Here is a 13,188-nt window from a genome sequence, read left to right as displayed (position 1 = left end):
CACCCGCGGACTGCTATTAAGGCTTAATTTTAACTAGCCAATTGTGCGTGTCTTCAGCTTTGCCCCACTGAATATCGTTCAAGGCTTGGCGTAGCTTCATTGTTATCGGGCCTGCTTCTCCGTTACCTACCTGATATTCTTTATTGTTATGAATGAGTGTACCAACCGGCGTAAGCACTGCTGCTGTACCCGACAGCGCTGCCTCTGCGCCAGGCTTGGCTGCGCGCTCTAGTAATTCGTTTACGGTAAGCTCTCTTTCACTTACCGTCATACCGTGGTCTTTCGCAAGTTGTAACACCGTTGCGCGAGTCACGCCGTGCAGGAAGCTTGAATCTAATCCCTTAGTGATGATTTCGTTGCCATCAATAAGTAAGAAATTTGCAGCGCCGGTTTCCTGTACGTCACCGTTTGGACAAAATAGAATTTGGTCGGCTTGCACTTCTTCTCTGGCTTTTAGAATAGGGGGCAATGCGCTAGCGTAGTTACCACCACTTTTCACCATACCCATGTGCGGCGCACAGCGCATACCTGTTTCATCTAGCAACAGGCGTAGCGGCTTTAGGCCTCCGGCAAAATAATCACCTACCGGTGATAAAAGCACGTATAGCATTGAAGTGGCTGAAGGAGCGGCTGCTTTTCCTATAGAGGCTTCAGTACCTACATGCGTTGGGCGAATATACATTGAGCCTGGAGGCTCAGGTACTTCTGAGCTGTACTTCGATACCACGTCGATAATCATTGCTTCTACTTGCGCTTTATCTATTTCAGGCAAGTTCAGTAGACGGCTACTTTGAGCAAAGCGTTCGATGTTTTTATCCATACGAAAAATGTTGATACTGCCATCTTCGTGCTTAAATGCCTTAAGCCCTTCAAAACAGGTGCTTGAGTAATGAAGAACATGCGCGCCAGGGTGCATTTGTATGGCGTCTGAATTGACAAACTCTGTTTCAGACCATGCGTCGTTCTCAAAACGGGTAAGCGCCATTTCAGGCATGAATACGGTACCGAATACGGCCATTGGGGTTTCCTGTTAATGTGTTCTCAAAAATACTGAGGTGAGTTTATCAAAAATTGTCCTGTTTGCTAAAACAAAACGAAAAGAAGACATAACCTAAACATTGCTTTTTCTTTACATACCGCGTGAGTCGCCAATATCTAACGAAAAATGTTCCGCAGCGTGGTGTTATTTCGTGCCAGTGAGTAATGCTTTTTTTGATTGTAAAACGTCTACCAAATACTGCATTAATAACTTGATTCGGGGGGACTCTCTAAGTTCAGGATGCGTGAGTACCCATATATCTGGTTGTTTCAATACTTTTGCGCCGGGCAAACGTATCAAGCTAGGATGGTTTTCAGCCATAAAGCACGCCGCTCTGGACATACCATGTCCAGCCTCTAGTGCCTTAAAGCGCGTGACGATATCACTAATGGTTAACCCGATTGGCGCTTCAGGAAAGGGGGAGTCAGCTAACCACTCAGACCAAACCTCCTGCGTACTAGGCGCAATCCACCTGCGTTTTTCAGGCGGGGTGTCTGAGAAATAGGCGTGTTGTGAATAATAAGACAACGAGTAAGCAAAAAGGCGTCGGCCGACAAGGTGATCGGGTAATGTATTCACGGCGCGGATGGCGATATCGGCTTCAGATTTGTCTAAATTAACTATTTTTGTCGAGCAATTAATATTTAACGATATTTCAGGGTAGCGCTTGGCAAATTCAGCTAACGGCTCAAGTAGAAGGTATTGCGCCATTGCTTCTGCAAGCGATAATGTAATCGGGCCTGCAAGGGTGTCACCTTTTACCCTATCAATTCTATCCGTGGTAACGACAACTTGTTCTACCCTTTGAGCTACATTGATGAGCTGTTGACCCAGTGGTGTCGGCCGATAGCCAGAAGCGCATTTCTCAAAGACAATACCTTGTCTTCTTTTATGCAACAGCTCTAACCGCCTTGCTACGGTTGTATGTGTTGTTCCAAGCATTAGGCTTGCTCCGCGCAACGTTTTAGCTCGGTGTAGGGCAAGTATCAGTAAGTAGTCGTTCCAATCTTCCATTGGAACGATAATGCACCAACCAAAATAAAAAACAAGCCTCGTTAAAAATTAAGCAATCACTACACTAGTGGCTCATTTTATTTTTCGTTAATGCTAATAATTTAGGATATAGCTCATGAATTTAAAGGATGTTGCAATTCTTGCTTGCGTGATAACAAGCCTGACATATACAGATGATAGTGCGGTAGCTAGCGACGGCAGCCATTATGAACAGGATGAAGTTAAAACGTTAACGGTGCATTTTGAACCAAGCCAAATGCTTCAGTTAATCGCCCCGATCACTGAGATTTCAAAAAACAATGAAGAGGGAATAAAACTACGTAACCAGTATTACCAAAAAGCTATTCCGCTTGCACAACAATATGGATTTAAAAACCACGGGCAGTTAGTGGTAACAGAAACAATAGTGGGCGATTTTAGCCCGGGTGCCTATGTTATTGGTTCTTGGCCCTCGCTCAATGCTTTCGATGAGTTTGCAAACCTACCGGAATGGCCAACATTAAAAACATTGCGAATCGAAGCGTGGGATGAGTTGAAATTATTTAATGCTGAAATTAACGCGCCTTTGAGCTTGTCATTTCGTGAAGATAAATTCTATACCGTTGTATTTGCATGGAGCAATCCGCAACGCGCTAATGATTACACCAGTTACTTAGCAGGTATAGAACCAGCGTTGAACCGTGTAGGAGGGCGCTTTATGTTAAAAATTAAACATCCAACGATGGAGTCGCACGATGCAAGCGCTGAGGCTCCAAATCAGATAACCTTTGTCGAGTGGAATACTAAAAATGGTTTTGCTACGTTGCAGCAACAAGAAGACTACAAGCGTTTTACCGGCCTGCGGGATTCGGGGCTTGAAAAAATAGAATTTCACCGCCTAGCCCCCCTACTACCTGAATGAAGCTGGCAGGCATATGATACCTATGCAGAATTCTAACGTATCACCCATCATGTTGATAATTTCATCAGCTCCATGATGAAGACGGTGATAAAAACGATGATAGAACAACATCGCGTCGCTCGGCGGTGCCTCTCGACGGGCCCCGTGACTGCGGCTTATGAACTCAAGGTAGACGCGGGGGAGGTGCGACGAGATGACGCGCAAGTCGCTCTGGCAGCAAAATTCGATGCCTTGCACCAGTCTCTTGCTTCGCTCCCACCAGTACCTGTGCGCACCGACGATCCGACAAACAGCAGCTGTACAAGCAGCGGTCCACGGTTACTGGCGCGACCCCTGGTATCCGCCCAGTCCTTTTTTCGAAAGAAGTTCCATTTTTGGTCTTTTGGTCCACCACCGCGAGGCATGTACATTCATGGACCGGTCGGGGTCGGCAAGAGCTTTTTAATGGATCTCTTTTACGCGTCGGTCAATGTTCCAGATAATGATTTTTGCTGTAATAATGACAGCGACAGCCACGCAAAAATTACCAAGCGCCGCGTCCACTTTCATGAATTCATGCTAGATGTCCATCATCGAATCTTTGTCTACAAACAGAAGCACCCACGAAGTGATGCTATTCCCATCATTGCGCAACAATTGGCACAAGAAGCCCAACTCCTCTGTTTCGATGAATTTCAAGTGACAGACGTTGCCGATGCCATGATTTTGAAACGACTGTTTTTATTATTATTAGATTACAATGTCGTGGTGGTGGCCACCTCGAATCGCTCCCCCGATGCCTTGTATGAGGGAGGCATTAACCGATCCCTCTTTTTGCCATTCATAGACATGTTAAAACATACGTTCGACATTATTTCCATGGAGGATTCCCCCAAGGATTATCGACTCGAAACTCGAGCGGATGGTCAATCCTATTTTTGGTCAAACAAGGGTGCTCATGGCGATAATAATGCTGATAACGACATACAGGCGCAGTTGGAAGAAATATTTGGTGGCACTGCATCCACAACTGAGGCCGAGGACATTCAGGTCCACTTCGGTCGCACCGTCCAGGTCACCCGATTGAATGACCGGTGCGCCTGGTTTGACTTTTCCGAGTTGTGCTATCAACCACTCGGGGCGGCCGATTACATTTCTCTCTGTAACCGGTTTCCGGTCCTTATCATGGACAGCGTCCCCCAACTAGACGCCAATCACCTTAACGAAGCGCGGCGATTCGTGACCCTTATTGACGCGTGTTATGAATCTCGCACCCGCTTGGTGTTGGCGGCACAAGTCCCTCTCGACGAGTTGTTTGTTGATTTTGAAGCGCAAGTTGAAAGCCGTGACGGAGATGAAGAATTGTTTGTGAGTGAGAAGGGGGGAAACTCGAGTTCCTTTGCGACTACCATGATCCGCAACAAAGAGGGGGAGCATGTGGAGTGGTCGGCAACGGGTCTAATTGGTGTGTCACTGGCACAATTATCGTCCGCCAATGATCTCGCCTTTTCCTTTCGACGCGCCGCGTCTCGGTTGGTAGAAATGGGTGGAAAGGAATGGGGACGACAATAACGAAAGGTCTCTACCGTGCCGTTTGCTCACACTTCAGACACAAAAAAACCGACTTACGTCGGTTTATTGTTTCTCTTTTCTATGAACTAAAAAAGAGATGGTACCAGAGGCCGGACTTGAACCGGCACGCTATTTCTAGCAACGGATTTTGAATCCGTCATGTCTACCAATTTCATCACTCTGGCATCAAATTAACTGGCTACGCGCCAGTGCAATGCATTATAGCGATGCAGCGCGCGCATACAACACTTTTTTCGTAAATTACCTTCAAGTGTTGAAAGTTTGTACATTGAATGCAAATGAGCTTGCGACTTAATGAAGGTTGTGTCGTGAAATTGTTTAACTATCGTTATCCGTGTTATCCCCACTTGTTGTGAATAGAAAGTACGTAGGTAGATGTTGCGTTCAGCATTTCTAAATTATAGTAGTGTTGATGCTTAAATATAGTTGTTGACATACTTAGCGCGCTCAAATCACTGGCTGGTCCGCAGGGGCGTATAAAACCTCTATTTACGATGTATTGCACGGTAGTAAAAATTAGATATGAAGACAGAAAAAATGACTTCACTGCGACGCTTTCACAATATCGTCTCTAATCAGTCGTCAGATTTCGATAAAAAAGTAGATGAACTACTGGGCTTTGGTCTTTCGTTATTTCAGTTAGACGTTGGCATGTTTAGTAGAATCGTTAGGAATGAATGTAAAATATTAAACGCTGTCAGCAATATTGCAGGTTTTAAAGTAAACAATACCCTTGATTTAACGCTTACGTATTGTGAGTACACAGTTAATAAGAATGAAGTGGTAGGGTTTCATCACGTAGGTGCTTCAGAACTTGCCAATCACAAGTGTTATAAGCTGCGTAAGATTGAGGCGTACCTCGCAGCACCTGTCATTGTAAATGGTAATGTATTTGGAACGATAAGGTTTTCATCATCAAAACCTACTAAAGAATTCGATATAGAGCATTACGAATATATAGAGCTATTTGCTCAGTGGTTAGGCTCTGAGATAGCCAGAAAAGAGGTGCTTGATAAGTTAAAGTCGAAAGCTTCTACACTTGAAAAGTTAGAAAAAGTGTCAAAAGTAGGCTCTTGGTCTTTCGATATAAAAACTAACCATGTGCAATGGAGTGATCAGACTCGACACATTCACGAGGCGCCTGATGGCTATCAACCCACTTTTGAGTCAGCGATGGATTTTTATGTACCAGGTAAAGCGCTAGACGAGTTGACATGCGTGATAGGGGTGGCTATTGAGCAGGGTGAACCGTGGGATCTTAAAGCACAAATAACAACGATGAAGGGGCGTCGCCGGTGGGTTGTTACTAAAGGCGAGGCGGAGTTTTTCGAATATGAGTGCGTTAGATTATTCGGTACTTTCCAAGATATTACAGACAGCGAAGAAGCATCTGAAAAGTTACAAGACGCTTAGGAAAAGGCAGAGCAGGCGACGAAAGCTAAAAGTGAATTTCTGGCTAATATGAGTCACGAAATCAGGACACCCATGAATGGCGTACTTGGTACGTTGCAATTGTTCGAACGTTCTACATTAGGTAGTGAATCAATGCGACTTGTATCAAAGGCGAACGATTCTGCAACCAGCCTGCTGACAATACTTAATGATATTTTGGATTATTCGAAAATAGAAGCCAACCAACTGGTATTAGAGCATCAACCTTTTTCAATGTGTGACGTAATGGAATATGTGCATTCTGAATTAAGCCTAGAAGCATCCGAAAAGCACATACCTTTAACGGCCAACTCAAGCAACGATTTCATCGATGGCTGGAGAGGCGACGTGGTAAGAGTGCGGCAAATTCTTCTTAATCTTTGCGCCAACGCGGTTAAGTTCACCCAACGTGGAGAAGTAAATATCACGTTAGCGAATGATAATTCCTACTCTCCTAGTGCGTTGACTTTTACCGTTAAAGACACGGGCATTGGCATGTCTAAAGAGGCGCAAGCTCGAATCTTTGAGCGGTTCGAACAGGCTGATTCATCAACAACACGTAAATTTGGCGGTACAGGCTTAGGGATGTCAATTACGGTCAGTCTCATTCAAATGATGGGAGGAAAAATTGTAATTGATAGTGCTCCAAATCAAGGCACACGCATTGTGGTAACGCTTCCCCTTGAACAGGAAACGCTAAAAACGAAAGGTATCGCCCCGAAAACTGAATATGTTCCTAATCTATCAGGTAAGAGAATTCTTATTGCCGAAGACAACGACATCAATATGTTTGTTATTGAGTCGATGCTTGCACCAACTTATGCTGATTTACATTTTGCTAAAAACGGGAATGAAGCCCTTCAGCAGTTTTCAAAAGAGATGCCAGATTTAGTCCTAATGGATATCCAAATGCCGGAAATGGATGGAATTCAGGCATTTGCTGAAATAAGAAAAGTAAATCAGAATGTTCCCGTTATCGCACTGACTGCAAATGTAATGAGCACCGATATCGAGCATTACGCTCAGTTGGGTTTTACAAACCATTTAGCAAAACCCATAGTGATAGCAAATTTGTACAAGCTGCTTCACCATGCGCTTATCTACGTTTAGCTCTTGCTTCATAGGCTGGTTAAGTGCTTAAAGGATGCGCCGTTTGTTATGTATTCAAATGAACGAACACCACACGCACACTACTACCAACGCTGTATCGTCCAGTTTAACGCAATAATAGCAATAACCGATGAGGCAAACGGCATAATGGTTATGCTATAGGTTTTCCAATTGCGTAACAGTACTAACAGCGGAAGTAACCCGGCAACAATGGCTAATTGACCCAGTTCAACGCCAATATTAAACGCTGCAACGCTTAACACTAGGTTGTTTGCTTGCGCATTTAAATCGGCAAAAACACTCGCGAACCCCATTCCGTGTAGCAGGCCAAACCCAAATGTCACAATACCCAGTCTTAAAATTACAGGGTAAATGTTGTTGATAGCAGTAAGCAGTACCGAAATAGCAATTCCTAATTCCACTATTCTGCTGCTAAGTGTTATTGCACCAAGCGCTGTGGCAGTCAGTGTTATTGAATGGGCAAGTGTAAACGCGCTGACCAATATCACGGTGTTTTTTATAATGGTGCGCACGCTTTGTTGTTTAGCCCATGCTTTGCCATCGCGGTGAAGGTTTACCGTAAGCAAGGTGGCAACAAGAAAGAGGATGTGGTCAATGCCAATAAAAATGTGCCATACCCCTTCGTATAGAAGGTTGAAAAACAATGAAACCAAAGAGAGGGTGTCTATCGATACCAGCATGGTTTTGTCATTTTTAGTCAACACTTTCGTTGAACTTGTTTCTAGCAACGATACCGTTAATAGCAACTTATGCGATGGAAAATGACTAAAGATACCGTCGTAGTGTATTAATAACGCGCCGGTGTTTTCGCATGTCATCGTAAGAGGGTAGACCAGTAGAGACTCTGCTGAAACATCGCGCATAGATGGCGAGGATAACGCCATCGAGCAGGCCTTTTCACCCCGTGAAAACGTTAATGCATTCATCAAGTACTGCGACACAGACGGTTGTGCTTGTGTTACTTCTCCCCATGTCAATTGTCCATCGTTATTGCTATCTATTCTCGTGGTTAGCGCCAATTCTTTTGGCTTCAATAACAATTCCCCCGATAGGGTTGTGTCATTGGTTTGGCTTAACGTTAGATAACCATTGCTTAACTCATGGGCTTTTGAGGAAAAAGAGGATGCAATTAGCAATAGAAATATAAGTGATTTCATGGTGTTCCTCTATCGCACATCGGTGGTATTGCTAGCATGCAGTGACTGATTATTCGCATGATGCGCTCTCTCTAGTATTCGCTTGTCGCTGGGGGTTTTGGCATGCGCCCAATTAATCTCAGCAAACTTAAGTGCAAGACGAGGGTTTGGCATAATATCAAGGTAGTAAAGCGCAACTTGTCCCGCGTGCGAGCTATCTTCTCGCCAGGTGCGCACTTTCATACGTTGCTCTAGTGCATCGCTGACGGCATTGTCTTCAGCGCCATGTAGCTTTAGTGCGTGCGCCCACCTCAACAGCACCGCGTCATCCAGTATGTCTTTTTCACGCGCTAAACCGCTAAATACAGTAATAACATTCTCGTATTGTGACAGGGCAATGTTTGCATCTGCCCAAATAATTAAGGCACTGATAGGCAGCGTATCGGTGGGGTGCGCTGATAAATGTTGTACCGATGCATCAGCGTTGCCGAGTGACAGCGCCATAGCGGCTAAGGTTTCTTGAAACCATCCTTGTTCTTTTTGAGGGATTGATTTGGCAAAACGTTTTAACTGCTTTAATTTTTCATACGTACTCTGCGTTGGGTTTGCCGTAAATTCAGCATTTAGCAGGCATGTAAAAGACACAATGTAGCTGGTTTGGCCGACAAGCTGTTGGCAATGGGTTTTCGCCTTGTTCACATCGCCTTGTTGAATTGCGATATCGGCGAGCAGGAGTTGGGCCGATGGAATGCGGAATGCTTCGATATTGTTTAATCGCTGCTTGGCTGCTTCAAATTGATGAATACCCTGAAGAAATCTTGCTTCGAGAAGCGCAAGTTCGATAGTTTGTGAAGCGCTGAGCGTGTTACTCGATTGCTTCATTGAAATAATAAATTGCTCAACAGTGTTCTGTTCATCCCCTGTTGCCGTGATGTACCGACTTTCACTGAGTAGTTCGCGCGCGTCTTGAATAGAAGAAATCGCACGAGCGCTGGGCTCCCACGATGCGATAACAGTGCGCTCTGTTAGTTTACCTGCCAATGCAGGTTGGCTTATTGCATTAACGAGACTTGCGATCGCAAGTAGGGCTAATGATGTCATTCTCAAAGACATGCTGTCTCCAAATAAAAAAGGCCATCCTTGGCCAAACGATTGAGATTTATTGATCTATTAATAAATCATCAAAACTTGCATCAGTGGCATCTTGAGTGAACGCACGCCCGTTAACAGGCAAAGGTTCATCTGTAGGTGCTTGGTTAAATGCATCGCGCGTGTAGCTGGTAAACGACACTTGTTGCGCTTCTATGGTGATCATTATTTCACCGGTTACGTCTGCATTGTTTCCGTCAGACACCGTAAACGTAAACGTGTCACTACCGGTCACCTGTGCATTAGGCGTGTAGATAAAACTGCCGTCGGCATTGACGGTGGCTGCACCGAGTGTTCCATCAGAAGCTAACGCAAAGGTTAACGTGTCTCCATCTGCATCAGAGGCAGTTACCGTGTCTTCAATAGCAACGTCTGCTTGCGTCGTATACATCGCGTCATCTGCTACCGGGGCAACATTGACAGGCACCATAGGGGTGTCGTTGTCATCGCTGTCGAAACATGCGGTGAGAGACAACGCGAGCCCAACAACCACTGCGCGTCGAATAAGTAAGTTAGTCATAATGTGACTCCTTATTTTGAGCCTGCAATAGGTGTTTTAAGGTACGGGAACGAGGTGTCGATTTTGTTTGCATCAAGCGGTGCGCCGTCGGTAAACGGTACGTTGCCTACACTTGCGTCTTCTGGCGCACACAAGCCTAAGTCCGTATCTTGACCATTCACCGGAATGGGGTAGCACAAGCGTCCCATCACTACGCGAAGCGCAATATCCACTACGTCATCACCCGGTCTGCGCCCATTAGGGAAACCTGCTAAATCGTCGCCGGCTACACCAAATGCTGACTGCAACGCCGCTGGTGTCGCTGGAATGCCTGTATTAAGTCGTAGCATCTCAGACGCGGTTACTGTCGCTTGCTGGTTAACGCCGGGAAAGCCAGTAAGGAATGCGGTAACTAAGTCCATTCTTGGGAAATTAGTTGGCGCCAATGTTTCGATACTTGTGCCTAATGTGGCGTTCACTGCATCTTTGAACAAAATATTCAATAGTTCAGGAAGGGCAGGATGCGTAACATAATCTGCAAATTGGCCATCTTGACTCGGGTGCGCGCTAGAGAACGTGTCTTTATCACCAATGCCGATTACAAGCTCATTCACTAAGGGGCTGCCTAAGCGAGACACCTGCGTCATTGCGCCACCGTTGACTTCTGGTTTTGCAAACGTTGCTTCAGCGTTTAAAATTCTTGCTTGCGGAAGGCTCGCCGTTGTCCAGCTGCCTACCACACCGTTACCGTCACCTGTTACGCATGCTGCTGGTACTTCAATAGATAGCGAGGTTACGTTTTTATCAAGTAAATCATCGTTACCGTCGCTTTGTGTAATACCGCCAGGGAAACCACCTCCATCGCCCGCACCCGGTGCACTATCACCTTCAACAGGTACGTAGTTTACAAGGTCGAATGTCTTTCCAAGGTTTACCACAAATGGGTCTTTGCGTTGCCCTACAAACACGCGAGCCATATCTTCACAGCCAGGAATTTGGAAAGAATAAATAAAGCTTTCGGCATAGCGTGCATATTCACTTTCGTTGGTAAATGTTTTATTACCAATGTAGTCGAGCGGTTTTTTGAACATGTTGCCATTTGCAGGCATAAGCGTAGTGCGAGTACCTGTTTTAACATCGCCAGATATCATAGTTAGGCTGTACGTTTCTGAAAAATTTGCAGCCGTTTGATCATCCGCACTAATTGGCCCGACGTTTTTCAACGGTACTTTTACCATTTTTTGTTCGCCTTCGGCGCCTATTGAAAGTGCAATGCCTTCATTTTCTGCCGCCAGCATATTAGTGAAATTGAACACAAAGCTTATGTCTTCAATAGCATCACCGTCGCTGTCAATATGAATAGCGTAATCGGCGCTAGGGTCCATGGCGAAGTAGTTAGGGCCGCCGTAGGCGTCTTGCAAAGGAATATAGTTAGCAATAAACGTTACATAATCAGAACGCCCAACTTCATAGCTGTTAAAAGCATAAAAGTCTGTGCTATCAAGAGTTGGGTGGCGGGTAATATTGGGTGCTTCTCTATGGCTTGATGCTACCGCATTAGCGGCGAGTAGTGCGCATGTTACTGAGAGCGCTGTGCGTTTTATTGAAGTCATTGTGTATCTCTCGTTGTGTGGATTCAAAAAGCCAAACGTACGAGAGTTTCAACTAGATGCAGATTTTTTATCTTTTTTTTAGTTAGGCGTAAAAAAGCCGGTATAAAACCGGCTTTTGGTTGTAAGACAGTAAAACAAATACCGCTACACAGAGACCAGTGGTGCAATATAAAGCACTTCCGTTGGTGCGCCGGTCTTTGAACCGCCGGGCTCTTCTAAACTAACTGCCAGTGCAGCAATGCTGTTATCAAGCAGAATATCTGGGGTTTGCTTTGCCAGGCCGCCAAGTTCAGGGAGTAGCCCAAGTGATATTGGCGCTTGCCCATTCGCCGGTACCATCCATAGCTCATAGTCTTTATCGTTCAACGCCGTAAAGGCTGTTGTTGCTTTTACTTCTAGTGTGCTCGATGAGACTTCAATCACCCATAGCGGTGTATTATCAGTGTTGTTTACCACAGCAATATGGGAAACATCTTCAACTGGAGCAGGCTGCATCATGACCAGCAATACGGCGAGCACTAAGGCTGCTGCGGTTGATAGCATCGATACCCCTTTCCAGCGCGCGCCTTTGGCTTGTTCAAATTCAATCACCTGCGCTGATGGTGTAGCGCTTTCCTCACTATGCCCTAGTCGTCGCTGTATTGTTTTCCACACAATGTGTGGTGGGGCGACCGGGGTAACCGTATCATTGAAACCGGCAAGGTATTGTTCCCACTGCGCGGTAGCATCGCTAACGGCCTGGTATTGCATCATTAGCTTTTGATAGCGAATTCGTGCCTTTCCACGCAGCGTGCCGATAACGTATTCGGCGGCGAGCGCATTTAATCGTTCCTCTTTTAAATAATTCATAGCGATAAACACCTCTGAAGGCTTTGGAGCCCTCGTCTTATCCAACTTTTAATGGTGCCAAGCGGCGACGATAAGTACCCTACGACTTCTTGGTGAGAAAGCCCGTTTATATAGGCTAGGTGGATAGCCTGTCGTTGCGGCCCCTCTAGCTCATCTAAACAGGCATCAAGCTTTGCTTGTTCAGCGCCTAATGGTTGTGCGTTAAATGTGTCGGTGGTGCCAACATCATCATCGCCAAGTTCTACCTCTTTGCGCACATTATGATATCGCATCAGATCGAGTGCTCGATAACGAACAATACTCACCATCCATGTTAATACCGTGCCTTTATTTCGTTGGTAGTTGCCCGCGTTATGCCAAATTTTGATATAGGCATCTTGGGTGGCTTCATCGGCAAGGTCAGGCCGTTTTAGCAACTTAAGCGCGACGGCATAAAGCTGTGAGCTTGTTGTCTGATAAAGCGCTTCAAACGCTTGTTTGTCACCGTTTGCTGTCTTGCAAAGCAACGGAAACAGGGTTTCGTGTTCCATTATGGCTCCTTACTCTACTGGCCATTTTTTATAAGCGTATTTATAAAGCAACAGGGTTTTGCTCTGTAATAACGCATGTTCCTAAAGCTAAACGATGCAGTTGGCATATTGGATGCACACACAAAAAGTTTATTATGTCTTTACATAATGATTACCATAGCACGCGAGTCGAAGATGTCGCGGTATTAGTGAAAAAATACAAACAGGGTTAGCAATAATAAAAATTTAAACTGATTGTCACCGTTTAAAGATTTATGCACACCGCGCGCTGTGGCACACTGTCGGCATATTAGTAAAGAAAGGTTGTTTCGTGAGTAATACACC

The 13,188-nt window shown here is 45.3% G+C and carries 12 protein-coding genes, 1 tRNA gene and 1 pseudogene; 5 read left to right on the top strand and 9 right to left on the bottom strand.

All coding sequences use genetic code 11. The annotated features are described in order from the left end of the window. Positions 1–16 precede the first annotated feature (16 nt). Both AC27EZ_RS05860 and AC27EZ_RS05855 read right to left on the bottom strand, forming a co-directional pair. Positions 17–1,018 (bottom strand): branched-chain amino acid aminotransferase, encoded by a 1,002-nt coding sequence (locus AC27EZ_RS05860; RefSeq protein ID WP_487134426.1) that lies wholly within the window; start codon positions 1,016–1,018, stop codon positions 17–19. 165 nt (positions 1,019–1,183) lie between these two features. After that, positions 1,184–2,053, bottom strand: coding sequence for a LysR family transcriptional regulator (locus tag AC27EZ_RS05855; RefSeq protein ID WP_487134425.1), 870 nt, complete (start codon positions 2,051–2,053; stop codon positions 1,184–1,186). A gap of 115 nt (positions 2,054–2,168) precedes the next feature. Here AC27EZ_RS05855 and AC27EZ_RS05850 point away from each other — a divergent pair, with 115 nt between their 5' ends. Both AC27EZ_RS05850 and zapE read left to right on the top strand, forming a co-directional pair. Beyond that, entirely contained in the window at positions 2,169–2,954 is a 786-nt protein-coding gene (locus AC27EZ_RS05850) for a hypothetical protein (protein WP_487134424.1), read from the top strand. Positions 2,955–3,050: 96 nt separating this feature from the next. Beyond that, positions 3,051–4,505: a cell division protein ZapE gene (gene zapE, locus AC27EZ_RS05845; RefSeq protein WP_487134423.1), complete on the top strand. Its 1,455-nt coding sequence runs from the start codon at positions 3,051–3,053 to the stop codon at positions 4,503–4,505. A gap of 98 nt (positions 4,506–4,603) precedes the next feature. On the opposite strand, the gene AC27EZ_RS05840 is transcribed toward zapE, so the two are convergent. Further along, positions 4,604–4,690, bottom strand: a tRNA-Leu gene (locus AC27EZ_RS05840). A 358-nt stretch (positions 4,691–5,048) separates the two neighbouring features. Here AC27EZ_RS05840 and AC27EZ_RS05835 point away from each other — a divergent pair. The 3 genes and pseudogenes from AC27EZ_RS05835 to AC27EZ_RS05825 all read left to right on the top strand — a co-directional run bounded on the left by AC27EZ_RS05835 (position 5,049) and on the right by AC27EZ_RS05825 (position 7,067). Next, a complete protein-coding gene (locus AC27EZ_RS05835; RefSeq protein WP_487134422.1) occupies positions 5,049–5,939 on the top strand; it encodes a GAF domain-containing protein in 891 nt (296 codons plus the stop codon). Positions 5,940–5,975: 36 nt separating this feature from the next. Continuing rightward, a pseudogene (locus AC27EZ_RS05830) lies at positions 5,976–6,146 on the top strand (histidine kinase dimerization/phospho-acceptor domain-containing protein); the annotation flags it as partial. A gap of 45 nt (positions 6,147–6,191) precedes the next feature. Continuing rightward, complete coding sequence (locus tag AC27EZ_RS05825; protein ID WP_487134494.1) at positions 6,192–7,067, top strand: ATP-binding protein; 876 nt, start codon at positions 6,192–6,194, stop codon at positions 7,065–7,067. An 83-nt stretch (positions 7,068–7,150) separates the two neighbouring features. Here AC27EZ_RS05825 and AC27EZ_RS05820 read toward each other — a convergent pair whose 3' ends face one another. From AC27EZ_RS05820 to AC27EZ_RS05795, 6 genes are all read right to left on the bottom strand, one after another. Beyond that, positions 7,151–8,245 (bottom strand): HupE/UreJ family protein, encoded by a 1,095-nt coding sequence (locus AC27EZ_RS05820; RefSeq protein WP_487134421.1) that lies wholly within the window; start codon positions 8,243–8,245, stop codon positions 7,151–7,153. Positions 8,246–8,254: 9 nt separating this feature from the next. Beyond that, the gene (locus AC27EZ_RS05815; RefSeq protein WP_487134420.1) at positions 8,255–9,337 is read right to left on the bottom strand and encodes a hypothetical protein; all 1,083 of its coding nucleotides are present in this window, start codon (positions 9,335–9,337) and stop codon (positions 8,255–8,257) included. Positions 9,338–9,383: 46 nt separating this feature from the next. After that, a complete protein-coding gene (locus tag AC27EZ_RS05810; RefSeq protein WP_487134419.1) occupies positions 9,384–9,893 on the bottom strand; it encodes an Ig-like domain-containing protein in 510 nt (169 codons plus the stop codon). Between the two features lie 11 nt (positions 9,894–9,904). Next, the gene (locus tag AC27EZ_RS05805; protein ID WP_487134418.1) at positions 9,905–11,485 is read right to left on the bottom strand and encodes a DUF4331 domain-containing protein; all 1,581 of its coding nucleotides are present in this window, start codon (positions 11,483–11,485) and stop codon (positions 9,905–9,907) included. A 144-nt stretch (positions 11,486–11,629) separates the two neighbouring features. Then, positions 11,630–12,334, bottom strand: coding sequence for an anti-sigma factor (locus tag AC27EZ_RS05800; RefSeq protein ID WP_487134417.1), 705 nt, complete (start codon positions 12,332–12,334; stop codon positions 11,630–11,632). Beyond that, complete coding sequence (locus tag AC27EZ_RS05795) at positions 12,331–12,864, bottom strand: sigma-70 family RNA polymerase sigma factor (protein ID WP_487134416.1); 534 nt, start codon at positions 12,862–12,864, stop codon at positions 12,331–12,333. Before AC27EZ_RS05795 ends, AC27EZ_RS05800 begins: the two co-directional genes overlap by 4 nt. Between the last annotated feature and the right edge of the window lie 324 nt (positions 12,865–13,188).

It is taken from the genome of Alteromonas sp. 4NH20-0056 (assembly GCF_057539655.1).
Note: the sequence above shows the minus strand (reverse complement) of the source record. Positions and strands in the feature narration are given on the sequence as shown.

Excerpts from the sequence above, each read along its gene's own strand:
- AC27EZ_RS05860 (WP_487134426.1), bottom strand. The coding sequence starts at position 1,018 with ATGGCCGTATTCGGTACCGTATTCATGCCTGAAATGGCGCTTACCCGT.
- AC27EZ_RS05855 (WP_487134425.1), bottom strand. The coding sequence starts at position 2,053 with ATGGAAGATTGGAACGACTACTTACTGATACTTGCCCTACACCGAGCT.
- AC27EZ_RS05850 (WP_487134424.1), top strand. The coding sequence starts at position 2,169 with ATGAATTTAAAGGATGTTGCAATTCTTGCTTGCGTGATAACAAGCCTG.
- zapE (WP_487134423.1), top strand. The coding sequence starts at position 3,051 with ATGATAGAACAACATCGCGTCGCTCGGCGGTGCCTCTCGACGGGCCCC.
- AC27EZ_RS05835 (WP_487134422.1), top strand. The coding sequence starts at position 5,049 with ATGAAGACAGAAAAAATGACTTCACTGCGACGCTTTCACAATATCGTC.
- AC27EZ_RS05825 (WP_487134494.1), top strand. The coding sequence starts at position 6,192 with ATGTGTGACGTAATGGAATATGTGCATTCTGAATTAAGCCTAGAAGCA.
- AC27EZ_RS05820 (WP_487134421.1), bottom strand. The coding sequence starts at position 8,245 with ATGAAATCACTTATATTTCTATTGCTAATTGCATCCTCTTTTTCCTCA.
- AC27EZ_RS05815 (WP_487134420.1), bottom strand. The coding sequence starts at position 9,337 with ATGTCTTTGAGAATGACATCATTAGCCCTACTTGCGATCGCAAGTCTC.
- AC27EZ_RS05810 (WP_487134419.1), bottom strand. The coding sequence starts at position 9,893 with ATGACTAACTTACTTATTCGACGCGCAGTGGTTGTTGGGCTCGCGTTG.
- AC27EZ_RS05805 (WP_487134418.1), bottom strand. The coding sequence starts at position 11,485 with ATGACTTCAATAAAACGCACAGCGCTCTCAGTAACATGCGCACTACTC.
- AC27EZ_RS05800 (WP_487134417.1), bottom strand. The coding sequence starts at position 12,334 with ATGAATTATTTAAAAGAGGAACGATTAAATGCGCTCGCCGCCGAATAC.
- AC27EZ_RS05795 (WP_487134416.1), bottom strand. The coding sequence starts at position 12,864 with ATGGAACACGAAACCCTGTTTCCGTTGCTTTGCAAGACAGCAAACGGT.